Here is a 25,809-nt window from a genome sequence, read left to right on the forward strand (position 1 = left end):
AGTTTCCGTCATTACCGGTGGGGCGCGTGGTTTAGGCAAAGCCATGGCTTACGCTTTGGCGCAGGTCGGGTCGAATATCGTGATCGCAGACTTGCAACTGGATCAAGCGCAACAAACGGCTGATGAAATCCATGAGAATGAAGGAGTAAAGGCGTTTGCCGTGCAAGTCGATGTAACGGTTGAAGCGCAAGTAAATGAAATGGTGCGCGCGATCGAACAACATTTCGGACGGATTGACGTTTTGTTCAATAATGCAGGCATCGCATATATGGGAAATACTGAGGAAATGGCCTACAGCGATTGGAATAAAATCATGGACGTGAACCTGAATAGCCTGTTTCTAGTTTCCAAAGCGGTGGCGAATGTCATGATCAAGCAGCAAAAAGGTTCGATCGTCAACATTTCCTCCATGTCGGGGATCATCGCCAATACGCCACAAAAACAAACGGCTTACAACACCTCCAAAGCCGGCGTGATCATGTTGACGAAGAGCTTGGCCGCGGAGTGGGTGGATCAAGGGATACGCGTCAACACCATCGCACCGGGATATATGCAAACCGAGATGACCAAGCCTTATTTTGAAGGAAACGAAGGCATGGTGAAGCAATGGATGGAATTAACGCCGATGAGAAGACCAGGCAATCCTGAAGAGCTAGGAGGACTTGCTGTATTCTTGGCATCGGACGCTTCTTCCTACGTGACCGGCGGTGTTCACACCATTGATGGAGGCTATACCATCTGGTAAGGCGAACGGAGTTTTCCTTCTAACGGTGAAGAGGTATATTTAAAGGAAAAGATGGTGAGAGCATGTCAGGAAAGATGGTTTTTTTCGATATTGACGGCACGCTGCTCGACCATGATAAAAAACTGCCTGTCTCGACCCAACAGGCCATCCGCAATCTGAAACGGGTGGGACATGGCGTGGCCATTGCCACGGGTAGAGGTCCGTTTATGTTCAAGGAACTTCGGGAGCAACTGGAAATCGATTCATTCGTTAGCTACAACGGTCAATATGCGGTTTGGAAGGACAAGCCTGTGTTTCAAAATCCACTCCAACCCGAATTGCTGCAAGAACTGACGGAGTATGCCGACGAGAACGAACATCCGCTTGTCTATATGGACGTCGAAACGATGAGAAGCAACAAAGATTATCATGTCTATATCGAAGAGAGCATCTCGACGCTCAAGGTGCCTCATCCGGCTCACGATGCGGAATATTTCCGCGGCAGGGATATTTATCAAACGCTGGTCTTCTGCACGATCGAGGAAGAGCCGTTGTATCGGGAACGTTTTCCGAATCTCGATTTTATTCGATGGCATCCATTGTCGATGGACGTGCTTCCCTTAGGGGGATCGAAGGCCAGAGGCATTGAAGCCCTGATCAACCAAATCGGCATCAGCAAGGATGATGTCTACGCGTTCGGCGATTATTTGAATGATATTGAAATGCTCCAATTTGTCGGAACCGGCATCGCGATGGGGAATTCGCCGGATATTGTGAAAAGAGCGGCCAAACATGTAACCCGTGACGTAAGCGAAGACGGGATTTTGTACGGCTTGAAAATGGTCAGATTATTGTAAACCAACGTTATTGATAAGACACAATAGGTCGATGTAAAAGAAGCAATAAAAGCCCGTGGTTCCAATAGGAGCTATGGGCTAATTTTTGTTCAAATCTAACAACCGCCTGTGCAATGTCATGCTCAGGCGCTGTTTAGACCATCTTCAAGTCTTCGAGAAACTCGGTTTTGTCCTGCACGCAAATTTTAGGAAACGTACCTCGTACCTCGTGAACGACACTATGCTGCACAGCGGCTTTTGGGTAAATTTCTCGAAAGGCGTCTTCGAGTTCTGTCTTCAAATAAACCCAGTAGCACGTCGGTAGCACCGCGACTGTACAGGTCTTTGAGCACTTTACGTCATCCATTCGCGCGCTACTGACCGCCCACGTAGAAGCCAACCATCTGCCGGCAACCATGCTCATCGATCCCCATGGCCGGACAAAACACTTCGCTGTTCACAGTACTGTTCTTCAGTTTCACAATTATGTCGTCCAGATAGATCACCGAGTAGCGTTTCTCCAAAGACCGGTTTTACCAGGCCGCGATGTTTTCCATAACCGTTCCGGTGATGTTGCAGATGATGGCAGGCGAGTACTGTGAGCCAAACATGCACTTGATGAACTTAGCGACTTCACGCGTACTCATGCCGCCTTTATATATGTGGATGATTGCTTCTTCAAGCCAGCCATTAGAGCTATAACTGGATGCTTCGGTTACCAACTATAATGTCACTGAACACCAAGCATAAAAATATAACGTTTCAATTAATTTAGGCAGTCATCATGTAATAAGGGCTAATATTTGAAGGAAATTTAGCTTGACCTTACCATATCTTGCGATTATCATTAAATTTAGATAAAAAATCATCAATTAAATGTCGTCCAAAATTGAAACGATTCAATAATGTTGGGAGGGGAATGAGTGAGTAATGTCACAATTAAAGATGTGGCCTTGTTGGCGGAGGTTTCTGTGGGAACTGTATCGCGCTATATAAATGGCTATCAACTTAAAGCGGGCAACCGTAAAAAAATTGAAAAGGCAATAGAAGAGTTGGACTTCAAAATAAACCCGCTGGCAAGAGGGCTAAGATCGAGTAAAACGTTCACCATTGGTGTTCTGATTCCACGTATAAGTGACGTTTTCTGCACTCAAGTAATCGAGGGTATCGAAGAAGCGATGGCGTCATTGAATTACAGTATATTGATCTGCAGTTCGAATGACAGTGTACAGCAGCAAACGGATAAAATGAATGGTTTGATGGATAAATGTGTGGATGGAATCATCGTAATGCCTGTGAGCTCTAATGAGTGGAGCTGGCGAGGCAGTTCCGATAATCGTATTCCCATCGTGCTCATTGACAGGCTAGTAAGAGAATGCGAATGGGATGCCGTTGTTAGTGACAATGTTAATGGCGCATATTCTGCGGTAGAAATGCTTATCAACCATGGTCATAGAAAGATAGGAATTATTGCCGGGCCCCAGAATATTTCTACGGCGCAAGAGCGGCTGACGGGCTATATGCGTGCTCTGAACGACTACAACATCGTAGTAAATGATGACTATATTGTGTATGCACCCTATACAAAAAACGGGGGCATAGAAGCTGTAAACCGATTAGTCGGGTTAACAGACCCTCCTACGGCCATCTTCAGTACCAATCACCCTACTACCGTAAATTCGTTGAAGGTTCTGATGGAAAAAGAGCTGGTTATTGGGAATCAGATTTCTTTATGCGGCTATGATCAAACGGAGTTGTTCCAGATGTTCACTCCGCCGATTTCGGTTGTCGTACAACCTGCTAGAGATATGGGAATCAGTGCAGCTACTACACTAATGAAGAGAATCAACGGTGATTATGAAGGGTTCCCTTTGATCAAACGATTGAAAACGCAACTTATAGCGACATCTTCAGTTAAAAAGATTTAGCAAACGCGAAGGAGCATTTATATGGCGGAGATCATAACCATTGGAGAAATTCTAGTAGAGGTCATGGCTAAAAATATTGGTCAGTCTTTTGAAGAAACCGGTGAGTTTGTCGGGCCCTTTCCGAGCGGGGCGCCAGCTATTTTCATTGATCAGGCAGCAAAAACAGGAAGCTCCTGCATGATGATATCAAAAGTCGGAAATGATGGTTTTGGACGATTAAATGTGGAACGGTTGAAGGCCGATGGTGTCGATATTCGGTATATCGGAACGTTAAAAGACAAAACAACGGGAATTGCTTTTGTTACCTATAAAGAGAATGGAGATCGGGATTTTATTTATACGATGAAAGATTCGGCAGCGGCCTCTATCAGCCGACAAGATATCGAAGAGGAGATGTTTGAAGGCACCAATTTTTTGCATATCATGGGCTGTTCTGTGTTTAATGAAGAAATGATTGCTGTATTTAGAAAAGCGATTGAGATTGCAAAAGATAAAGGTGTCAAAATTTCCTTTGATCCTAACATCCGGAAAGAGATCATGAAAGACCAAAGCGTAAGAGATTTTATTTTATTCACTTTGGATAATTGTGATATTTTTCTCCCTGGAGAAGAGGAACTAAAATGGATTACGGGAATAGAGGATGAAGAACGGGCAGCTGTTTCGGTATTAAATAAAAACGCCGTATGTGTTGCAGTTAAAAAAGGCAGCAAGGGGTGCAGAGTTTATGAGCGGGGAGCTTCATACGACGTCGAGGCTTATAAAGCGATAGAAATCGATCCCACTGGTGCAGGAGATTGTTTTGCAGGTACGTTTATTTCCTTGCTTAATCAAGGTAAACCAGTGAAAGAAGCCGTCCGATATGCCAATGCCTCTGGTGCGATGGCGGTGATGATGAAAGGGCCTATGGAAGGTACTTCCAACATGAATCAATTGGAGTTATTTATTAAAAGCCGGAACCGTTCTTCTTGAAAATGATTAACAGAATCTAATCTGATTCGAGTTTCGGATCGGTTTTTTTCTGTGTTTGTATACTAATCAACGAGAAGGATATCGAAAGAAAATGAAGTTATTATCAAAATTAAACGAAACCATTGACAGCTTATGCGTCTGTCTATTATGATGATATCGAAAGTAAACGTAGTTTTTAGAAATAAATCAAAATAAAAAAGAACGATCTTAAATTTTAAAACACTAATGTAAGCGCATTAATTTGTTGTGACTTTCGGAGGAATGCCCAATGATCACCACCTTTACCTTGAATGCAGCGATTGACAAGGTGCAGTATATTGACGGATTTGAGGTTGGTAAAGTAAACAGAGTTCGCAAGTTATCCGCTGAACCAGGAGGGAAAGGCAACAATGTAGCTAAGGTTGCTCGATTGTTGGGTTCGGATGTAACCGCTTCCGGTTTTCTAGGCGGAGATTCTGGCCAATTTGTTCATCATCAACTGAAGGCCAGGAGAATTATAAGTGATCCGGTTTGGGTTTTAGGTCAGACTCGTGAAGCACTTAATATCATCGATAAAACCAAAGGAACTCAAACTGAAATACTAGAACCGGGTCCCGAAGTTGACGCTGATGAGTGGCTAAAGATGCAAGGGATGGTAAAAAAACTGGCGGAAGCAAGTGAGATCGTGTGTTTTTCCGGAAGTTTGCCAAGAGGTTTGGAGCCTAATGCTTATGCAGACCTGATTCATATAGCAAAAGGAGCTGAGGCACTAACGATTTTAGACACAAGTGGTGTCGGTTTAACACACGGTATTGAAAATGCACCCTTTATGTGCAAACCAAACCGGGATGAGCTTACTCAATTAACAGGTCTCATGACACATGAAGTAAACGAAATGGCGATTGCGGCAACAGAAATCATACGCAGAGGCGTTGAACTGGTGGTTGTTTCATTAGACAAAGATGGATCTCTTGTCGTAACTGCTACAGAGACATGGCTGGTTCGGCCGCCCCAAATTGAAGCAGTTAACACTGTAGGTTGCGGAGATGCTTTAGTAGGCGGAATCGCAAACTATTTGGAACAACTTGGACATAAGCCGAATGATTCTGAGATCATTCAAGCAGTTATCTGGGGTACAGCCGCCGCTGCATCAAATGCGATGTATCCTATTGCAGGCCATGTAAATGTCATGGACATGGCAGATCTGGTTAAAAGTGTAACTGTTAGCTCGTTGTACTGAGTGTTGTCAATTCTTTAAGGGAGGTGGTACTCGCAAATCGCTAGGCAGTACCGGAATTGTATGAAGGCTACAAATCAAATGGGAGGGTTCAAGGTGGTAAAATTGGGGAATAAGAAAGCTTCGATTACACTTGTATGTTTGATGATTTTCGCATTACTTCTTGCGGCTTGCTCGTCCAATGGTAACGCAGGCAATGGCAACAATGGCGCGGGAGAAGCAAACGGGGCAGTTAATGGAGCTGAAAGTGGAACGGGTAACGGAGCTGCGGCTGAAAAAGACAAAAAAGAATCAGTCACCATCACTGCTGCAATGCAGCAGCACTCGGCAGTTGACGCCATTAAGGAAATGCTTCCTGAATTTGAGCAGCAAACGGGGATTAAAGTCCAGTTCGATATTCTTCCTCAGGAAGAACTGCACTCCAAAACGGAGCTCGCACTCGCTTCTAACTCTGATCAATATGATGTTGTCATGATGGATATGATGTTTACGACCCAATACGCAAAAGCCGGCTGGGTGTCGCCGCTGGAAGATCTCATCAGTGCTAACGAAGCAACCTTGCAATCCGACGATTTTATGGAAGGCTTCCTCAGCGCATTCCAAACAGATGGACATACTTACGGTTTGCCATTCTACGGTGAAAGCACCATGCTGATGTACAACAAGGAAATGTTCGAGCAAGCGGGCATCGCAAATCCACCTACGACGATCGATGAGCTCATTGCTGCTGCTAAGGAGCTCACGAAAGACGGGAAATACGGCATTGCCATGCGCGGCGCGCGCGGCGAAGGTATGAACATCTACGTATGGGCGGGATTCTATAACGCCTTCGGCGGGAAGTGGCTTGTCGATGGGAAACCTGTTATGAACAGCCCGGAAGCCATTAAAGCAACGGAAGTTTATGCCGATTTGATCAAAAACTATGCGCCTCCAGGCGGAGCAAACTTCAGCTGGGACCAAGTGCAACTGGCGGTACAACAAGGTACGGTTGCTATGGCAATCGATGCTACAAACTTCGCAGCCCGTTTGGAGAGCCCTGAAAACTCCAAAGTAGTTGGCAAAATTGGTTATGCGCCAGTACCAAGCGGCCCTGCAGGAAGCTCGCCGAGTGTTTATACGGCCGGCCTCGTAGTTCCGAAAGGTTCCGAACACCAGGAAGCTGCGTTTGAGTTCATTTCTTGGGCAACGAGCAAGGAAATTCAGCTCAAAACAGCAATCGAAGGATTGCGTGCTGATGCTACGCGAAAGTCTGTATGGGAAGATCAAAGCTACCGCGATAAGTACAACTATGAAGGTTGGACTGACGTAACCGTTCAAGCTATGGAAGAAGCAAATGCAGACTACCGTCCGCGGATCAAAGAATGGAAACGGATGGGCGATCGTCTTGGTATCGCAGTTAGCGAAGTACTGGCAAGTAGTGACGCTAAGGAAGCTCTGGATTCGGCACAAAAAGATATTGAACAGTTTTTTAAATGAGATGACGGTAAAGAGGGGTGGCCTATCGAGGGCCGCCCAGCACTATGGAGGTAATCCGTATGAATATGAAACGTCTGAAATTACTATTTGAACTGGAGACGGATTCCGCCTATCGGCTCTTGGTTGCTCCTATTGTGATTTTTCTGTTAGCCGTAACCGTTTTTCCAACTTTGTTTGCATTATATACCAGTACCCAACACTATTTTTTATCAGAACCATACAACAAACATTTCACTGGATTGGGAAACTACGCTTACATGCTGCAGGACTCCCGATTCTGGGGTTCACTCAAAACGACCTTTATCTTTATGGCCTCTTCTATCGTGATCGAGATGATTATGGGAATAGCCCTTGCCTTGCTGATGACCAGAAAATTCTTTGGCAGCGGGTTGGCAAAAACGTTGTTTTTGTTACCGACCATCACAACACCTGTTGTAGTCGGTCTCATTTGGGTGATGTTGTACGATCCGCAATTCGGCTTTATCAATTATGTACTTGGAGAGCTCGGTTTCGCTCCGCAGGCTTGGCTGTCCGGTGAAAAATCCGCCATTTGGGCAGTAGTCGCTGTAGATGTCTGGGAATGGACTCCTTTCGTGGCCCTGGTTGTTCTGGCTGGGCTGCAATCTTTGCCGGATGAGCCGTACGAAGCGGCTACTGTGGACGGAGCAAACACCGTTCAAAAGTTTTTTCATTTAACCTTACCGCTTATTACACCCTATCTCTTGATCGCTTTTGTTTTCCGGTTTATGGATTTGTTCCGCTGGTTCGATACGATCTATGTTATGACTAAGGGTGGCCCTGGCACTGCAACGGAAACGTTGAATATGTTCGGTTATTTGACCGGTTTCAACTTTATGAATGTCGGCTACGCTGCATCGATTGGCTTAACGATGCTGTTTATGATTACCGCAATATCAAAATTCGTAATTTATTTAGCAAACAAGAAAGGGTGATCATCTATGTCTAAGAAGGCACAAGGTTTCTTGTTTAACATCCTTTTGTGGGCGATGATCGCCGCCTTCGTATTCCCGCTACTATGGCTGGTACTTACATCGCTAAAGACGCGCGTGGATGCGTTCAGTCTGCCGCCTAAGTTTATTTTCACACCTACGTTCTCCAATTACAGCAATGTACTTGCCGACGGGTCATTTCTGCATTATTACTTCAATAGTATAAAAGTTGGCGTTCTGAGTACGCTATTCAGTTTGTTGATCGGTATTCCGGCAGCGTATGCTTTGGTACGATTCCCCATGCGCAAAAAAGAGGATTTTGCCTTCTGGGTGCTTTCGACTCGGATGGCTCCGCCCATTATGGTCATTCTCCCATTTTACCTGGTTTTCAAACAGTTTAACCTTCTGGATACAACCTTTGGTCTTGTCATGATTTATATGACTTTTAGCTTATCATTTGTGTTATGGATGATGCGCAGTTATTTTGAGAGCATCTCGGTCGACTTGGAAGACGCAGCACGTATTGATGGCGTTTCCCGACTGATGGCTTTCTTTAAAGTAACGATCCCTCTGTCGGCGCCGGGCATTGCAGCTGCAAGCATTTTTTCGTTCATTATGTCTTGGAATGAATTTTTGTACTCCTTAATCCTTACAGGGAGCAATACAAAGACCGCTACGGTTGCTATTACCAGCTTCATTACTTTTGAAGGAATCCGCTGGGGTGAAGTAGCAGCCGCGGGTACGATGATCGTATTGCCGGTTCTGTTGTTTGGCATCATGATCCAGAAATATCTCGTTCAAGGCATGACTATGGGAGGCGTCAAATGAGCAATCATATATCCGTTTCGTTGGTACTAAAGCAGCCGGGAGATATGGAAATGCGACAAGTGGAAAGACCTGCTGTCGGAGAGCGAGAGGTGCTTGTGAAGGTATCCGCATGCGGTATATGTGGAACCGACCGTCACATCTACCACGGCACCTACCCGGCTTCCTTGCCTGTTTCCATCGGCCATGAATTTGCAGGTTTTATTGAGGAAGTAGGGATTGGGGTTAAGCAAGCGACCGTAGGCGATTTCGTTTCAGTTAATCCGAACATTTGGTGTGGCCGATGTTCGCCGTGCTTGGAGGGCAACCCGCATCTTTGCCAATCTATGCATGCCCTAGGGGTAGACTTGAATGGCGGACTTTCGGAATACTGCATCGTTCCAGAGCAACTTCTATATAAGATGTCACCGGAGACAGATCCGTTAAAAGCTTGTTTGGCTGAACCAGTATCCTGTGTTTTGCACGGCCTTGACCGGTTGCAAGTAAAGGCCGGCTATCGGGGAGCTGTGTTTGGCGGGGGATTTATTGGACAGCTGATGCTGCAGGCGATGCGACTGCAGGGAGCAAGCGAAGTCTACCTTATTGAACCGCAAGAACATAAAAGACAAGTCGCAGAAAAGCTTGGCTTTAACACGATCGATCCCGTAAATGAGAAACAAAAACTTGTGGAATTGTCTGAGTTGGATGTGACGGTGGATTGCGCCGGAGCAGGAGATGTACTTATGCAATGTATCCGGGCAACAAAACGCGGCGGCGATATTTTGCTGTTTGCAGCGTACCCGCAGGGGAAAGCAGTCTCGATAGAACCGTTTGAAGTGTTTCGTAAAGAACTTCGGGTAATCGGTTCCTTTACTTATCCAGACACGCAAGTTAGAGCCATCCGAATGATTGAGTCAGGCCAGTTCAGCTTGGATCCGATTATTTCCGAGATCACGCTTGAGGAAACAGCGGATCTATTAGAGGGTAAACTGGATCATAAAGTTCTTAAAGGTGTAGTTAGATTACCATAAGTGCAAAGCTTTCGATACAAAGAGGAGAGGTAGGAGTAACCATGACATTAGTTTCATCAACTCCATTATTAGTTGAAGCGAGAAAGCAGGGGTATGGGATTGTTGCATTCAACGTTCATACGTTGGAAATGCTTCAGGCTGTAGTGGATGCAGCGGAGGAGAGTCGTTCACCATTAATCCTGCAGACAACGGTCGGTACCGTTAAACATTTGGGTATCGATTATATCGTCGGGGCCGCTCAAGCGGCGTCGAAACAGTCGAGTGTGCCGATTGCACTGCACCTTGACCATTGCCAGGATTTTGAGCTGATCTTAAAATGCATGCGTGCCGGGTATACCTCGGTAATGATAGACCAGTCCATGCATCCTTTTGAAAGAAATGTGGAAATGACAAAAAAGGTCGTCGAGGTTGCCCGTGCGCTTAATGTGAACGTTGAGGCGGAATTGGGCAAGGTTGGCGGCGTTGAAGATGATATACATGTTGCAGATGATATGGCTACCTTAGCGGACCCGGAGGAGTGCCGACGTTTCGTGGAATTGACTGGTGTACCAACCTTGGCGCCGGCGATCGGTACTGCCCACGGTATTTATAAAGGTGAGCCGAATATTGATTTCGCGCGGATTGAAGAGATTGCCTCTAAAGTAGATGTTCCACTTGTATTACATGGCGGATCTGGCATTCCTGAAGCGCAGGTGAAGCGATCCGTAGCGCTTGGGATGGCGAAGATGAATGTGGCTACCGAGTTGAAAAACGCCTTTACATTGTCTTTGCAACAATTCTTTAGCGAGAATCCTGAGGATCTGGATCCTCGTTCTTATATGACAGTAGCAAAAAAAGTCGTTAAACAAATGGCGATTGAAAAAATGCAATTATGCGGCTGTGTGGGAAAGGCTTGATTTCACAAGCTCTTCTGAAAGGTGGCGTTCATCATTTCTAAAATATATCTCCTCGGTATCGATATCGGCACCTCTGGCTGCAAAGTTGCATTGTTTACGCCCGAAGGCGAGATCATGTTCCAAGGCACTACTCCTTATAAAACGTATTATCCATTTCCGGGATATGCAGAGCAGAATCCTGAGGAATGGTGGCGTGCTGTATGTGAAGGCGTTCGTCAAATGCTGAATGAGACAGGTATTGACCCGCGTCAGATCAAAGGTGTTGGGATAGATGGCCAAAGCGGCGCAGCCATTCCAATGGACGGGAATGGGAACGCCTTGAGGAATGCTATGATATGGCTGGATCGCAGAACCGTGAAGCAATGCCGGCAGTTATTAGAAACGATTGGTCAAGAGAAATTGTTCGCAGTATCCGGTAACCCGATGGCTCCATCGTATGTTACCAGTAAAATATTATGGATAAAAGAGAACGAACCTGAACTTTATAGAAATACCCGGAAAGTGCTGCAATGCAACAGCTACATTGTCTACAAGCTGACAGGAGAGTACTCACAAGACGTATCGCAAGGAAATGGGCTGCATGCCTTCAACATTGAGACGGCGAGCTGGGATGAATCTTTGGCCGAGCAAATGGGGATCAGTCCGGAATTGCTTCCTCGTATTTATGAGTGCAGTGACGTTGTTGGAACGGTCACTAGCGCTGTATCCGCTGAGACGGGATTGGCTGTCGGCACACCAGTTGTGGCAGGCGGTCTGGATGCCGCATGCGCTACCTTGGGAGCGGGGGCCATTCATGCAGGAGAGGTGCAGGAGCAAGGCGGTCAGGCTGGTGGTATGAGTATCGTCATGGACCGCCCCGTTAAAAATGAGAAACTCATTTTGAGTTGCCATGCGGCCAAGGGAACATGGATATTACAAGGCGGAACCGTTGGCGGGGGCAGCTTGAACTGGCTGAAGCGAGAGTTTGCTGGCGAAGCTCAGGAGGATTTCTTTAGAATTGCCAACGAAGAAGCGTCACGTATTAGAGCGGGAAGTGAAGGTCTCGTGTTCTTGCCGTATATGGCAGGCGAACGTTCGCCCATTTGGGATCCTCAGGCGAAAGGGGTATTCATCGGATTAAGCTTTGAAACGACTCGTGGACATATGATACGCGCTATCATGGAAGGGTGCGCATTAGCTCTGCAACATAACCTGAAAACGGCTGAGGAAAGCGGTGTTCCGATCCACACTTTACATAGTGTGGGTGGAGCGGCCAATAGTATCCTGTGGACGCAAATCAAAGCCGATATTACAGGGAAAACGATTAAAATCCCGTCTTCCGATTCAGCTGCAACTCTTGGTGCCGCGATATTGGCGGGCATCGGTACCGGTGTCTACCGTGATACTCAGGATGCGGTCGTGAGGACTGTTAAGATGCAACGTGAGCAGTCTCCTAGGCAACACGAAAAGGTATATAAGCGGGTCTACGAAGTATATTTAGAAACTTATAACCGATTGAAAGATTTATTTCCCAGGATGGGTTGGTGAACGACGTGAAAGCAGCCGTATTGTATGCAAAGGACGATATACGAGTAGAAGAGATGTCGGTACCGTCACTGGAACCGCATGAGATTCTGGTCAAGGTAAAAGCAACTGGTATATGCGGATCCGACCTTCCAAGGGTATTAGGAGATGCCGCACATCACTACCCTCTTGTTCTTGGCCATGAATTTTCCGGTGTGGTTGAGAAAATCGGAATTGGTGTATCTCGGGTAAAGGTCGGCGATCGGGTCGCCGGTGTGCCATTAAAACCGTGTTTTAAGTGTCATGATTGTGCCAGCGGGAACTTTGCTCAATGTAAATACTACTCGTTCATCGGCTCTCGTGTTAATGGAAGTTGGGCTGAATATGTGGCGATCCCTGAAATCAATGCGCTACCGTTTGATGAAAGCATCAGTTTCGAAGAGGCGGCATTTGTTGAGCCTTCTGCGGTCGCGCTCCATGCTTTACAATTGATCCAGTTTCAAGGCGGAGAGCATGTGGCCATTCTCGGTGGAGGTAATATTGGCTTGTTGACGTTGCAATGGGTCAAGATTTTGGGCGCCCGGGAAGTTACCGTATTTGATATCGACGACGAGAGACTGGAAACGGCCAGAGCATTAGGCGCCGATCATACCATCAACGCTAAGAACGCAAATGTCGACGAGGACTGGAAAACCATTACGAAGGGTAAAGGCTTTGCAGTTGTACTGGAGACTGCGGGATCTGATGTGACCATGCGGCAAAGTTTCGATATTTCAGCGAACAAGGCGAAGGTCTGTTTTGTAGGAACTCCGGTTCGTGATCTTACTTTTACTCCAAAACAATTTGAGCAGTTGAACCGTAAGGAATTTACTCTGACTGGATCTTGGATGTCGTATAGTGCTCCTTTTCCAGGAAATGAGTGGGAGCTTACATTGCATTTCCTTAAACTTGGTCGTTTGAATTTTAAAGCCTTGATCGATCGAACTTTTCCTCTTGATAACATTAATGAAGCTTTCGATTTATACAGAAAGCCAGGCAGCGTTAAAGGGAAAATTATGATGTTGAACGACTAGTTCTTTTCTTTACATCACAACGAAATCGAGGTAATTGCTGTATTTATTTATTCTGAATTGCCAATTCGTCGAAAATTCTCTATACTTAAGGTGGGTTTGAAACGAAACAAATCAGAACAAAGCGCAATTTTTTTACTCGAAGCGTTGAAGGGAAGCGCCATAATGGAACAGGTTCGGAAACAGCGAAGGATGCGAAGTCTGGAAAGGTATCAGTTTATTATTGATTATCTTAAAAATCATAAAATTGTAGATGTTTCTTTCCTAAGTTCCGAACTGGAAGTTTCGGAGGTAACGGTTCGAAAGGATTTGGAAAAGCTCGAGCGCGACAATTTTTTAGTTAGAAGTCATGGTGGAGCGATCCTTAACGAAAACCTCTTTTTGGAACCCTCATTCTTGGAGAAAGAAGATCGTTTCACGGATGAAAAGTCAGGTATTGCTTCGGAAGCCGCGAAGCTTATTCATGATGGAATGGTTATCGCACTATCAACGGGAACAACGGTCAGTCGTTTAACAAGGTCGATAAAAGATCGAAACTCTTTGACAGTGGTAACCAATGCGATAAACGTCGTAACAGATCTCATGGGAATTGACAGCATTCAAGTTTTTCTGACTGGCGGCAGTGTTCGTCCGAATACATTCGCTCTTATTGGTGAAACCGCAGAGAAATCGCTCGATGGCATTTATACCGATTATGTTTTCTTCGGGATCAATGGATTCAGTATGGATGAAGGCTTAACAACGCCTAGCATGGAAGAAGCAAGAGTTGTCCGAAAGCTGATTGAAAATGCAAAGCATGTCGTCGTGCTTGCTGATCATAGTAAGTTTGGTAAAGTTGCCTTCTATAGGATTGTGCCGATAGATCAAATTCATACCGTGATTACGGATCGGAAGACCCCTACTGAAGAATTGGAGAAGCTGCGTGAGAAAGGTATTCAAGTCATTATCGCTTGACTGACCTGGTAATCATACAAATTGAAGGTCGCTCTTGTCTGCCCTTTCGGCAAGACAGAGCGATTTTCTTTTACATAAGGAGTCACGGTTACTTAATACTATGATCCACATTTCTTACATATGATCCACATTTCTTACAAAGGATGGTGCTGGATTTGTGAGATCGTTTCTGCCTTCATTGTCTGCCATTAGCTTAAGGGCACGGCTGACGTTTTATTTCATCGCGTTGATTATTATTTCGCTTACGGTCATGGGAGCTGGCTATTTTGTGAAGAGCTCCGACGTTATTTTGGCAAACGCAAGCGAAACGTCGCTCGGTCTTGTCAGGATGAGCAATCGATCTATTAACGCCACATTGGCACAGGTTGAGCAAAGCGCGATTAACATGCACCTGGACGAAGAGTTTTTTACTTTTTTTAATAACACCAGCCTCGAAGACAGAAGTGATGCCGACCGTAGAATTACGCGCATTCTTAATAAGTATTTTCCTTATACGGAGGATGTATTTTCGGTCAATTTGGTGACGAAGGATTACACGTTCGGTGAAACCCCGAGCTTTTGGATTCCCAAAAAGGATTATGCATTATCCAATATTTATAAGATTGGCCAGCAATCCATAAGAAACACGAACTGGATTCCTACTTACAACCTGCTTGAACAGTTCTATTCAACCAGCCAATTATTTACGGAGAAAGACCAGTACGTTTTTACCGCCACCAGGCTGATGAACTTTGCTGCCGTACGGAACAATTTGCTTAGGGAAATGGGAGAAAACGTGGAGCGTCCAATCCTCATTCTGAACTTTCAGGAAACGATGATTAAAAAGGCATTTGAGGAGAGTCTGACGGTTGAAGGATCTTTTTATCAGATGTTCACCCAAGTTGGCGCGGTTGTGTCTGCCTCTGGATCGTTGAACGATCAGGCTGTGGTAAGCCAGGATTGGATCCGGTATGCGGCAGCGAAGAATAGCGGTACGGAGTATATCAAGATCAATGGCCGGAAGATGGTCGTTTGTTTTGACACCATACCCGTTACAGGCTGGTTATCCGCTGTATTTATTCCTTACGATAACCTAAAGAAAACCGTTCCGAACATGTCTGCCTATATGTTTTATTCGACGATCTTTATTATTCTGATCTCGGTCGTACTAGCTTCCTTTATATCGGGAAGAATAACCCTGCCGTTAAAAAGGCTTCTTCGAGCCATTCATCGCATTGGGGAAGGTAATTTCGACAGCAAAATCGAACCATCCGGCACGATGGAGCTGAACGTCATCATTCACAAATTTAATCAGATGAATGATAAAATTCATACCCTGATTGAGGAAAACTATGTGACGCATCTGAAAGAAATGGAAGCGGAACTGAAGGCGCTCAATTTTCAGTTCAATCCGCATTTTCTTTATAACACGCTTAACATCATTAATTATTTGGCGATTGAGAACAAGCAAAAGCAGATCAGCAATATGCTGGTCGATCTATCGGAGATGCTGGAATATACCGCCAAAAATCCGGGTATGGTAAGCTTCAAGGAGGACTTAACCTACTTACAGAACTATGTCTTCATCATGAACCAAAGGTTTGAGGGCAAATTTACGGTATCGTATGAGATGGATCCCCAGTTATTTCATTATTCTGTACCGAAATTTTTCCTGCAGCCTTTTATAGAGAACTCGCTTATACACGCTCTTGATGACATGGAGATAGGCGGAGTAATTAAAGTATCGGGACGAATCGAAGGGGTTAATAGAGTTTTCACAATTGCGGATAACGGGAAGGGAATGGACTTGAACACGATCCGCCGCGTGCTCGAGCCTGAGGATAATCCGAAAGCTGAATCCCAATCCATCGGCATTACGAATGTGAACCAACGTATCAAACTGCTTTACGGGCATGACTATGGCGTGCATATTGAATCGCGGAAAAATTATGGGACGACCGTTACGATACGGCTTCCTCTCAGCTAGTCGGATCAGGCGAGAATGGCTATTGACGCCGCCTTGCCTGATTTTTTTATAGAAATTTGTTTTTGAAAGTGTTTTCAATAGTTTTGTCCACTAATTTACGTTTTTTAGAGTAGGTTAAATTCATGAATCCTATTATGATGAAAGCGTAATCAAAAAACGTTTAGGACGGTGTTTTATGAAAAAGGGGATTATTACCGCAATACTAGCCGCAATGCTCATTACCGGTTGTTCCTCCGGAGGCCAAACGAACGAAGCGGGTTCTGAGGGGAGCAGCGGAAATGCGGGCAATGAAGTTATTGAGCTTAACTTCTGGCGTCCGCAAGCGGGCGAGGCGGAGGACAATGTTTATGTGAAGAGGATAGAGGAGTTCAACAAAGCTTATGAAGGCAAGATAAAAATGAAAATGGAAGTCATTACAAGGGGCAATTCTTTCGCTTATGAAGATAAAATCAATGCGGCTGTAGCCTCCAATACGCTTCCGGACGTCATTGCGATGGACGGACCGAATATCGCCAATTACGCGGCTTCGGATATTATTATCCCGCTGGATGAACATTTCACCGAAGAGGACATGAATGATTTCGTTCCGTCTATAGTTCAGCAAGGCACGTTTAAAGAAAAATTTTATGCGCCGGGATTGAACGAGTCATCCGTCGTGTTGTTCTACAATAAGAAGATTATGGATCAATACGGTATCACGCCGCCTGACAAAATGGAAGACGCATGGACATGGGAAGAGTGGTATGACGTCATGAAGACAACCGCCAAGGATGGCGTATTCGGAACGAATATGATTAACGATAAAGGCGAATGGATGACGTACGCCTTCGAGCAATTGTGGATCTCGGGAGGAACGGACCTCGTGAACGATGAAGGAACAAAAGCTGACGGATTCGTCAATAGCGAGCAAGGCATAGAAGCCGCCGCTTTCCTGCAGAAGCTCGCGAATGAAAAGCTGTTCAACATCGACCCGAAACCGACAGAATTCGAAGAAGGTAAAGCGGCAACCAAGCTTGGTGGTCCTTGGAACATCCCGGGATTCAAAAACTATCCGGACCTGGAATGGGGCATTACCTATTTCCCTAAGAAAGCGGGGGGCGCCTTAACTGCACCTTCCGGCAGCTGGGCTGTAGGCGTCTCGGCGGACAGCGAGCATCCGAAGGAAGCGGCGGAAGCGGTGAAGTGGCTCACGAACAAAGACAGCTCCACAGAGCTGGCGAAAGCGATCAGCATGCCGGCCAGCCGTAAATCTGCTTTCGAAAGCATGGCGGAATACAACGAACTGCCGCTCCGAATCATCAAGGAGCAAGTGACGACGGTCTCTAACGCAAGACCGGTAACCCCTGCATATCCCGTGCTGACGCAAAAGTTCGCCGAAGCTTTGATCGATATTATGGTGGGCGCCGATGTGAAGAAGTCGCTTGATAATGTGGCAGACATTTATGATGAAGAATTCAAGAGAAATTTTGCCGAATAGGCGTTAAGAAAAGGATGAAAGGTTGCGGCAGCGGGAATAGACATTAATGCTCCTGCGCCGCACTTTTTCATTACATTTGGAGAGAGGGAGATTAACGATATGCAAACTGCATGGAGTGCAGATGAACATAAGATCAAGCAGGCGTCACTCGGCCGGCAGAAGAGAAGAGAAAGTGTCGTTGGTTATTCTTTCATTGCGCCTTCGGTCATATTGCTTCTGGTGTTTCTGGTGCTGCCGTTTATGTTTGCTTTTCTTTTCGGCTTCACTAAGTTCAACTTGCTCCGGCCGGATAAGATCCAGTTCATCGGATTAGATAATTACAAGCTTCTTTTTCAGGACAATCTGTTTTATAAGTCACTGTTCAACACATTATATTTTACCGTCATAGTCGTTCCTGTCCAATCCGCTGTGGCGCTTATGCTTGCCCTCTTGGTCAATCATCAGTTAAAGCTGCGGAATGTGTATCGAATCGCCTACTTCAGTCCGGTCGTGACCTCTATGACCGTCATCGCTATTTTGTGGATTTCTCTCTATAATCCGAATGAAGGGTTGATCAATTCAGCCCTGAATTTTTTCGAAATCCCGAAACAACCCTTCCTGAGAAGCTCGGATCAGGCGATGCATTCGATTATCTTTATGTCGGTATGGCAGGCTGCCGGCTATCAAATGATGATTTTTCTCGCCGGCCTTCAGGGGATCTCCAAGGATATCTATGAAGCTTCATCCATAGACGGTGCGAACAGATTCCAGCAGCTGCGTTTCATTACAATTCCAAGTCTTTATAACGTAACTGTATTTGTGTTGACGATTACGACGATTCAAGCGGTGAAGTTGTTCGTGCAGCCGTACATTATGACGAATGGCGGTCCCGAAAATACGACGAGGACGCTGGCCTTGCTCATTTACCAACAAGGCTTCCAGTTTAGAAACGCTGGATATGCTTCGGCCATATCCGTCATTTTCTTCCTTATTGTCGTTTTCATTTCTTTTTCAATGAAAAAATTTTTCAGAGATAGATAGCGGGAGGGCCGTTACTTATGACAGATCGGACAGCAAAACTGTTTCTTAATATAGCTAACATTATAATGTCGCTTTTGTTCATTACCCCGTTGCTTTGGATGGTGGTCTCATCGTTTAAGCCTGAAACTCAGATTTTCGCGGACTTAAGCTCCTTGAAAGCATTGCTTCCTCTAAATTTTACGTTTGATAATTATATAGCCGCTTTCGACCGGATTCCGATGATGAAGTATTTGTTTAATAGTTTATTTTATGTAACGGTCACTTGCATAAGCGGATTGGTTGTCAATTCCATCTGCGGCTATGCGCTTGCCAAGCTGCAATTCAAAGGAAGGGAATTCGTCCTTATGGCCGTCATTGCACTTATGATTGTGCCGTTTGAAAGCATTCTGATGCCTATGTACTTCATCGTGAACAGCTTGAATTGGGTGGACACCTGGTATGCATTGATCGTTCCTTTCGTAGCGAATTGCTTCAGCATCTTCATGTTCCGCCAATTTTTCATGGACGTTCCCAATGAAATACTGGAATCGGCCGCTATTGACGGTTCATCGCCGATGAAGACATTTATATCCATTGTCGTTCCATTATCCGGTCCTGTCTTCGCCACCGTTTTTATCCTCGATTATATTAATCACTGGGGCGATTTCATGTGGCCAATCCTGGTCACGACGGGAGAAGCGCTGCGTAATATTCAACTAGGGATACAGACCTTTTTCACCTTGCCGCCTGTCTATTACGGTCAGATTATGGCAACGTTGACCTTTACTACCGTTCCTATCATTATTCTCTTTCTTATGCTGCAAAAATATTACGTACAGGGAATAACGAGCGCTGGTATAAAAGGGTAAATGAAATTGCCTTATGATCATATGGCGCTATCAAAAAGTAATGGAGGCATAAATCATGGAGCTTGAAAAATATCGGTCGCATTATCATTTCACCCCAGAGCTCAATTGGATGAACGATCCTAACGGTCTGGTCTATTTTAACGGGGAGTACCATCTGTTCTATCAATATCATCCGCATGGGACGACATGGGGGCCAATGCACTGGGGACATGCCATAAGTTCCGATATGGTCCATTGGAAGCATTGCCCTATCGCGCTGGCCCCGGATGAGCACGGTGCGATTTTCTCGGGAAGCGCGGTCGTCGATTGGAAGAACACGTCCGGGTTGTTTGTCGGTAAACCGGGCCTGGTCGCGATTTTTACTCATCATGATACACCACCGGGCAGCGACCGGCAAAGACAGCGCCAAAGTCTGGCATACAGCGATGATAACGGCAGAACTTGGACAAAATATAGTGGCAACCCGGTACTAGAAGATGAGCGCTTCCCTGACTATCGGGATCCAAAAGTATTTTGGCATGAACGGACAAATCAATGGGTCATGATTCTGGCAACCGGCCAGACGGTGTGCATATACCATTCCCTAAACTTGATCGAATGGACATTCGCGAGCGAATTCGGCGAAGGCCAGGGCAGCCATGACGGCGTTTGGGAATGTCCGGATTTGTTTGAACTGTCTATTGATGGGGATGCTGCTAGAACGAAGTGGATCATGATTGTCAGTATCGGAAGCGTTCCGGAATTAGCGGAAGGCTCCAGAACGCAGTATTTCATAGGGGAATTTGACGGCAGTACATTTGTCAATAAGCAGACCCCTGAATCGATACGCTGGCTGGATCATGGCAGAGACAATTATGCCGGGGTTAGCTGGTCGGATATATCGGCAGAGGACGGCCGACGCATGTACATCGGCTGGATGAGCAATTGGAAATATGCGCAGGTCACGCCGACAGAACAATGGAGGAGCGCGATGACGGTTCCTCGGGTTTTGTCGTTAATAACTCGAGACGGCGTGATCAAGCTGATTCAGCAGCCGGTTATCGAATTGACGAAGTTACGGACCCGAACCGAGACTTGGAACTCTGTCATCGTCGAAGAAGGCGATAATCCGTTATCGCACATGGCTATGGACTGCTGCGAGATCGTTGCGGAGTTTGAGCTTGGAACTGCCGAAGAGTTTGGGTTTAAAGTTCGCACTTCGGAGAATCATTTTACGGTTGTAGGATATCAGGTAAGGGAGCAGGAGCTGTTCGTTGATAGGAGTTCTTCAGGCGATATCTCATTCCATGAGGATTTTACGGGGAGACATGCCGTCAGGCTGGAAGCTTTGAATCAACGTGTTATTATTCATATATGGGTGGATAGCTCTTCAGTTGAAGTGTTTGCAGGTAACGGGGAAGCCGTCATTACGGATTTGATTTTTCCGGATCCGGAAGATCAAGGTCTGGAAGTGTATACGCGCGGAGGGAATGTTCATTTGATCTCCTTGGAGGTTTCCCCTTTACAATCGATAGGGTAGGTGAGTATCTTGAAAAAGATAATGGTCGTCGATGATGAGGCTATCCAACGAAGGGTGCTCGGGAAAATGATTCGTGAAGTCCTGCCCGATTGCGAGGTCATTGAGGCGAGTAACGGTAAGGCTGCCCTGGAATTACTTAAGTCGAATTCTATTGATGTCGTTATCACGGATATAAAGATGCCGATCATGGACGGATTTGGATTTATTGAGCATGTGAATGAAACCGATGCCCATACGAAAATTATCATATTAAGCGGATATCGCTATTTTGAATATGCACAAAGAGCCGTCCAGCTTGGTGCATTCGATTATTTGCTGAAGCCGGTAAAGGAAGAGAGTATAGAGCAGCTGCTGAATAAAGTAGCGGAGACTATCCGAAAAGAAAAAATGCAGTCTGTAGAACAAGAGACAATCAAGAATCAATTACACAGCAGCTTAACCGTCTATTATGAGCACCTGCTGCAAGAGTGGATAAACAACGATATATCAGGGCCTAAATTACAAGAACTTCAAACCAAATTTAAACTAGGCAAAAACGGGTTCAGCATCGTTACAAGGATTTTCGATACGGATCCTGAAAATTCATCTGAAAGCCGATTAGAGGAAATTAGAATCGCAATGCCTGGCATGCTGGAAAATCATATCGGTTTGGACGGCAGGGCTATTTCTTTTTATTCGACGGAGGATAAACGAAGCATGATTACCGTGTTAACGGCGGAACGCTACACGGATTCCGAAGTGGATAAGAAGTTGGCAACCTTAAAGGATTTCAGTCGCCAGCTGTCTGAGCAATACAAATGCTTGTTCACTATTGGTGTGGGGGGAGTACGTTCGAATTTTTTGCAGAGCGCGCAAGAGTCTTACAAGGAAGCGCAAGCAGCTGTTGATTTCCGTTATTTTCTCAGCACAGAGCGTGTAATCCACTATAAAGATATTTCAAATACGATTAAGCCTATTCTTTACGATTTTATGAAGGATGAGGAGCTGCTCAAAGAGTACATCCGAACGATGAAAAGTGAATTATTGATCAACCATGCGGATGCGTTGTTCAATCGGGTCATCGACAACGGTTTCCCGCACCCTGACCAATGGATCAAGGCGGTTGTTCATATGGTTTATCATATAGCGCCGGTCATTTCGGATTTCGTTAGCGATGATGTCTATCAACAAACGTTGGCGGAGATTGAGAGAATGCTCACGACAGCCCGAGATTATTTCGATTGCAAAACAAAGTTTGTGGAAATTCTCCTTCACCTCATGACGATCATAAAAAGCAATCGTACGAAGAAGCATGAAATGGTCATCGAGAAATGCATAACCTATATCGACACTCATTATATGGAGGATTTGTCCTTAGAAACGGTATCCAGCCAATTATTTTTTAGCCCCAATTATTTGAGCATGATATTGAAAAGTCATCTGGGCGTGACCTATACGAAATATTTAACTGATGTTCGATTAAGGAAGGCCGTTGAAATGCTGGAGAACCGAGATAACAAGGTGTATGAGATCGCCGCCAAAGTCGGATTCAAGGATGAAAAATATTTTTATCGCGTATTTAAGAACAGATTTGGCGTTACGCCGGACGAATATCGCAAGAGTCATCACTGATTTAATAACGCCTATTTGGAGCTTCGGTCAATGAAAATCATTGTTTCAAAATGGGACAAGCTGGTTAATTACATGTCATACTAACCAAAACTTTTCAGAAAGATAGGTGATTCCAATGTTAGGATGGGCATTATTATTTTTCATCTTCGCGGTCGTTGCCGGTATCTTTGGTTTTCTGGGAATTGCTTCTGCATTAGCTGGTATAGCAAAAATACTATTCGTGGTATTTATTGTACTCCTCATCGTTTCTCTCATTATGGGCCGCAGAAGGATCAGTTAACTTTGCAAGGGAGGTGTAACGCCAACCCGAACAGTAAAAAATAATCTATGATCAGGAGGAATTCACTATGAATAATCTATCCAATACGAAGGTTCACACGGTGAATAACGCAGTCGAGGTTCAGGATCAGGTATATAAATTCCAAACGGAAGGTTATCCGAAGGATAACATCTATGTGTTGACGCATGACAAAGATCGGACGAAGCGCATTGTCAACAGTACCGGTGCCGAGAGGATTGGGGTTGCGGAGGAAGGCCTCGGAACGGCAATAGCTAATATATTCCGGTCGAACGGGGACGAGCTGCGTGCCAAAATGAGGTCGCTCGGCATTTCCCGGCAGGATGCGGAACGGTTGGAGCGCGAGATGGACCAGGATAAAATTTTGGTCATCGCATGGGGAGGCAAGGAGTATAGCGGCGATGAGTTTGATCCAGCCGTATACTATTATCCGCACTATATGGCATAAGGCTCACATGTACGCATGACAAAGCCTATGATGGGCCTATCCGCGAGGGTAGGCCCGTTAAGATTGACTATACCGGCAAATTTGCTCACAATGATAGAAGCAGCTACAAGTCAAAGGAGCCTAACTATGAGTATTATCATTGTAGATGACAATGCGACGAATCAGCTTATTATTAAGGCGATTTTGAATAAAGCGGGTTATCAGGATTTGAAAATCGTTTCATCGGCCAGCGAGCTGTACAGCCTTCTGGACATCGAGGCTTTGACTAATACAGAAGTGAATGTGGACTTAATTCTCATGGATATGATGATGCCGGAAATCGACGGCTTGGAGGCATGCAAGGCGATTCTACAAGTCGAGCGTTATAAGGATGTACCGATTATATTCGTTACGGCCGTAGGCGACTCCAGCAAAATGGCGGAAGCGCTCGATGCGGGAGCGAGCGATTATGTCATGAAGCCGATCAATAAGATGGAGCTGCTTGCCCGTATTCGATCGGCCCTGCGGCTGAAGAAAGAAATCGATTGGCATAAGGAACGGGACAAGCAGATGAAGTTTAAGCTGGAGCTGGCCAAGAAGGTCCAGCAAAACGTGCTCAGCCAGCCCATTCATGATGAGAATATCGCGATCAGCGCGGTCTATCAGCCCTCATCAGAGCTTGCCGGCGATTTTTATGGATGGCATCGAATTGACCGCAGCCGTTACGGCATTATTTTGCTCGATATGATGGGTCACGGTATTTCTTCCTCCTTGGTGTGCATGTATATTTCTTCGGTCCTGCGGGACACGATAACCCGGATTACGGATCCGGAGCTGGTTATGTATGAGCTTAACCGATATATGCAGCAGCTGTATAAAAAGGACGAGCTCCTCAATTATTATTTCACGGCGATATATATGGTCGTGGATACGGAATGCCGTACGATTGAGTATGTGAACGCCGGCCATCCGCCGGGAAGGGTGCTGATCGGGGACCAAGAGGAGCAGCTTACGGAAGGCTGCTGCGCGATTGGTTTATTCGAGAACATCGATATTCGTAAAGGCATTATTACGTATCAGGATCAAATGAAGATCGTCCTTTATACGGACGGATTATTGGAGTCGCTGAGCGACGACGGGGAAAAGGGTCTGAAGGAGCTCATCGGGCGGCTGAAACACGGGCATGACGCTCGTCTTGAGGAGATTTTGTGCGCGGCGATTGCGGAGCATCATGCAGGTTTACAAAAGGACGATATATGCTTAGTCATGGTCGAGACGAAGTGATCGTTTTTATTTTTTAATAAATAAGCGTCTATTTCTGTTTCAAATAGGGGAGAACGGTGTATAAGTAGCTATAAGCTTTTATAACAATGGTACTCAGTGAGGGAGGGACCTCCTATGAAGTCAATTATTTTGATCGGTTGTCTGATCGGCAATTTATGCGTTTTTACAAGCGATGAAATAACAACCGCTTCTTTGACCCCTTCGCCTGCAATAGTAGAAGCATCAACTCAGGAGCTGCAACTGCTAACCGTTAACCGTATTTCTCTCTATGATGATCCGGGCACTGTTGTTCGGAAGCTGGGCGAGCCGGAGCTTATTACAGAGGACGCTCCTATTAGCGGCTTCGAAATCTATCAGTATCCGGATATGAACGTTGTTTTCCGCGATGGAATCGTAGACTTCGTAGAAATTCTGGAAGGAGCCGAGGTGCTGCTGATCGACGATGAGTTGATTCCGGCTACAACGCGGCATATAACCGAAGCGCTCGGAGAGCCTGACTATGAAACGGAGGATGGCATTGTATTTGAGCGAAATGAAGCGTTACTGAAGCTGTTTATTGAACCGGGCAATGGACAATTGACATCCATAAGCTATTTCCATTCTTCTTCGATGTAGTTTATCTATCAATTTTCGCTGAGAGGACTCCCACTTCTGCAAGTGGCGAGGTGAATCGGCGACCTCCTGAATACACCCACAAAAAGGTCTTTCCTTCCATATTTATTAGCGGTATAATAAAATTATAGGGAACATACATTCGTGTTTTTTTGTATTTTATGGCTGGAAGGAGGTGAAGTCATGTCAGATTCAAAGTCCACGTACAGGACCCATCAAGTGTGGATCAAACCTGGCCATCGGTTGTTTGCGTACCTGGATCAAGCGTGTCAGAATGCCAAAAATCTGTATAACACGACCAACTTTTACAGCGCGCCTAGCCAAGCTAGGTATAACTAACCGGTGGAAGTCCGGTCGGGGTAAAGACCAAGCTGCCCTGTAGCTAGTAGG

Annotated in this window: 24 protein-coding genes and 1 pseudogene; 24 read left to right on the forward strand and 1 reads right to left on the reverse strand. The window is 45.5% G+C overall.

Annotation, left to right across the window (positions count from 1 at the left end):
• On the forward strand, positions 1 to 745 hold a 745-nt coding region (locus L1N85_RS23560; protein ID WP_235241479.1), incomplete at its 5' end, for an SDR family NAD(P)-dependent oxidoreductase.
• A 62-nt stretch (positions 746 to 807) separates the two neighbouring features.
• Positions 808 to 1,581: a Cof-type HAD-IIB family hydrolase gene (locus L1N85_RS23565; protein WP_235241480.1), complete on the forward strand. Its 774-nt coding sequence runs from the start codon at positions 808 to 810 to the stop codon at positions 1,579 to 1,581.
• Positions 1,582 to 1,717: 136 nt separating this feature from the next.
• Here the strand turns inward: L1N85_RS23565 and L1N85_RS28195 are convergent.
• A pseudogene (locus tag L1N85_RS28195) lies at positions 1,718 to 2,249 on the reverse strand (transposase); the annotation flags it as partial.
• A 234-nt stretch (positions 2,250 to 2,483) separates the two neighbouring features.
• On the opposite strand from L1N85_RS28195, the gene L1N85_RS23575 reads away from it, so the two are divergent.
• The 22 genes from L1N85_RS23575 to L1N85_RS23680 all read left to right on the forward strand — a co-directional run bounded on the left by L1N85_RS23575 (position 2,484) and on the right by L1N85_RS23680 (position 25,758).
• Positions 2,484 to 3,488, forward strand: coding sequence for a LacI family DNA-binding transcriptional regulator (locus L1N85_RS23575; protein WP_235241481.1), 1,005 nt, complete (start codon positions 2,484 to 2,486; stop codon positions 3,486 to 3,488).
• Between the two features lie 21 nt (positions 3,489 to 3,509).
• A complete protein-coding gene (locus tag L1N85_RS23580) occupies positions 3,510 to 4,457 on the forward strand; it encodes a sugar kinase (protein WP_235241482.1) in 948 nt (315 codons plus the stop codon).
• Between the two features lie 268 nt (positions 4,458 to 4,725).
• Positions 4,726 to 5,676, forward strand: coding sequence for a 1-phosphofructokinase family hexose kinase (locus tag L1N85_RS23585; RefSeq protein ID WP_235241483.1), 951 nt, complete (start codon positions 4,726 to 4,728; stop codon positions 5,674 to 5,676).
• A 93-nt stretch (positions 5,677 to 5,769) separates the two neighbouring features.
• Positions 5,770 to 7,149, forward strand: a complete 1,380-nt coding sequence (locus L1N85_RS23590) for an ABC transporter substrate-binding protein (RefSeq protein WP_235241484.1) — start codon at positions 5,770 to 5,772, stop codon at positions 7,147 to 7,149.
• Between the two features lie 59 nt (positions 7,150 to 7,208).
• Positions 7,209 to 8,102 carry a carbohydrate ABC transporter permease gene (locus tag L1N85_RS23595; protein WP_235241485.1) on the forward strand — a complete coding sequence of 298 codons (894 nt, stop codon included), beginning with the start codon at positions 7,209 to 7,211 and terminating at the stop codon, positions 8,100 to 8,102.
• A 6-nt stretch (positions 8,103 to 8,108) separates the two neighbouring features.
• A complete protein-coding gene (locus L1N85_RS23600) occupies positions 8,109 to 8,927 on the forward strand; it encodes a carbohydrate ABC transporter permease (protein ID WP_235241486.1) in 819 nt (272 codons plus the stop codon).
• A complete protein-coding gene (locus L1N85_RS23605; protein ID WP_235241487.1) occupies positions 8,924 to 9,934 on the forward strand; it encodes a zinc-dependent alcohol dehydrogenase family protein in 1,011 nt (336 codons plus the stop codon). Before L1N85_RS23600 ends, L1N85_RS23605 begins: the two co-directional genes overlap by 4 nt.
• A gap of 41 nt (positions 9,935 to 9,975) precedes the next feature.
• A complete protein-coding gene (locus L1N85_RS23610; protein ID WP_235241488.1) occupies positions 9,976 to 10,830 on the forward strand; it encodes a class II fructose-bisphosphate aldolase in 855 nt (284 codons plus the stop codon).
• Positions 10,831 to 10,851: 21 nt separating this feature from the next.
• Positions 10,852 to 12,357 (forward strand): xylulokinase, encoded by a 1,506-nt coding sequence (xylB, locus tag L1N85_RS23615; RefSeq protein WP_235241489.1) that lies wholly within the window; start codon positions 10,852 to 10,854, stop codon positions 12,355 to 12,357.
• Positions 12,354 to 13,406 carry a galactitol-1-phosphate 5-dehydrogenase gene (locus L1N85_RS23620; protein ID WP_235241490.1) on the forward strand — a complete coding sequence of 351 codons (1,053 nt, stop codon included), beginning with the start codon at positions 12,354 to 12,356 and terminating at the stop codon, positions 13,404 to 13,406. Before xylB ends, L1N85_RS23620 begins: the two co-directional genes overlap by 4 nt.
• Positions 13,407 to 13,568: 162 nt before the next feature.
• A complete protein-coding gene (locus L1N85_RS23625; RefSeq protein WP_235241491.1) occupies positions 13,569 to 14,357 on the forward strand; it encodes a DeoR/GlpR family DNA-binding transcription regulator in 789 nt (262 codons plus the stop codon).
• 157 nt (positions 14,358 to 14,514) lie between these two features.
• On the forward strand, positions 14,515 to 16,323 hold the full coding sequence (locus L1N85_RS27750) for a sensor histidine kinase (protein ID WP_235241492.1): 1,809 nt from the start codon (positions 14,515 to 14,517) through the stop codon (positions 16,321 to 16,323).
• A gap of 175 nt (positions 16,324 to 16,498) precedes the next feature.
• On the forward strand, positions 16,499 to 17,800 hold the full coding sequence (locus L1N85_RS23635) for an ABC transporter substrate-binding protein (RefSeq protein ID WP_235241493.1): 1,302 nt from the start codon (positions 16,499 to 16,501) through the stop codon (positions 17,798 to 17,800).
• Positions 17,801 to 17,899: 99 nt separating this feature from the next.
• The gene (locus tag L1N85_RS23640) at positions 17,900 to 18,820 is read left to right on the forward strand and encodes a carbohydrate ABC transporter permease (protein ID WP_235241494.1); all 921 of its coding nucleotides are present in this window, start codon (positions 17,900 to 17,902) and stop codon (positions 18,818 to 18,820) included.
• Positions 18,821 to 18,837: 17 nt separating this feature from the next.
• Entirely contained in the window at positions 18,838 to 19,668 is an 831-nt protein-coding gene (locus tag L1N85_RS23645) for a carbohydrate ABC transporter permease (RefSeq protein WP_235241495.1), read from the forward strand.
• 55 nt (positions 19,669 to 19,723) lie between these two features.
• A complete protein-coding gene (locus tag L1N85_RS23650) occupies positions 19,724 to 21,187 on the forward strand; it encodes a glycoside hydrolase family 32 protein (protein WP_235241496.1) in 1,464 nt (487 codons plus the stop codon).
• Between the two features lie 9 nt (positions 21,188 to 21,196).
• The gene (locus L1N85_RS23655; protein WP_235241497.1) at positions 21,197 to 22,798 is read left to right on the forward strand and encodes a response regulator; all 1,602 of its coding nucleotides are present in this window, start codon (positions 21,197 to 21,199) and stop codon (positions 22,796 to 22,798) included.
• Positions 22,799 to 22,913: 115 nt separating this feature from the next.
• A complete protein-coding gene (locus tag L1N85_RS23660; protein ID WP_235241498.1) occupies positions 22,914 to 23,078 on the forward strand; it encodes a DUF1328 domain-containing protein in 165 nt (54 codons plus the stop codon).
• Between the two features lie 67 nt (positions 23,079 to 23,145).
• Entirely contained in the window at positions 23,146 to 23,544 is a 399-nt protein-coding gene (locus L1N85_RS23665; protein ID WP_235241499.1) for a general stress protein, read from the forward strand.
• Between the two features lie 126 nt (positions 23,545 to 23,670).
• A complete protein-coding gene (locus L1N85_RS23670; protein ID WP_235241500.1) occupies positions 23,671 to 24,807 on the forward strand; it encodes a SpoIIE family protein phosphatase in 1,137 nt (378 codons plus the stop codon).
• Positions 24,808 to 24,921: 114 nt separating this feature from the next.
• The gene (locus L1N85_RS23675) at positions 24,922 to 25,422 is read left to right on the forward strand and encodes a hypothetical protein (RefSeq protein WP_235241501.1); all 501 of its coding nucleotides are present in this window, start codon (positions 24,922 to 24,924) and stop codon (positions 25,420 to 25,422) included.
• A 180-nt stretch (positions 25,423 to 25,602) separates the two neighbouring features.
• Positions 25,603 to 25,758, forward strand: a complete 156-nt coding sequence (locus tag L1N85_RS23680) for a hypothetical protein (RefSeq protein WP_235241502.1) — start codon at positions 25,603 to 25,605, stop codon at positions 25,756 to 25,758.
• Positions 25,759 to 25,809: the final 51 nt, after the last annotated feature.

This window comes from Paenibacillus alkaliterrae (genome assembly GCF_021532375.1).
GTDB classification, from domain to species: domain Bacteria; phylum Bacillota; class Bacilli; order Paenibacillales; family Paenibacillaceae; genus Pristimantibacillus; species Pristimantibacillus alkaliterrae.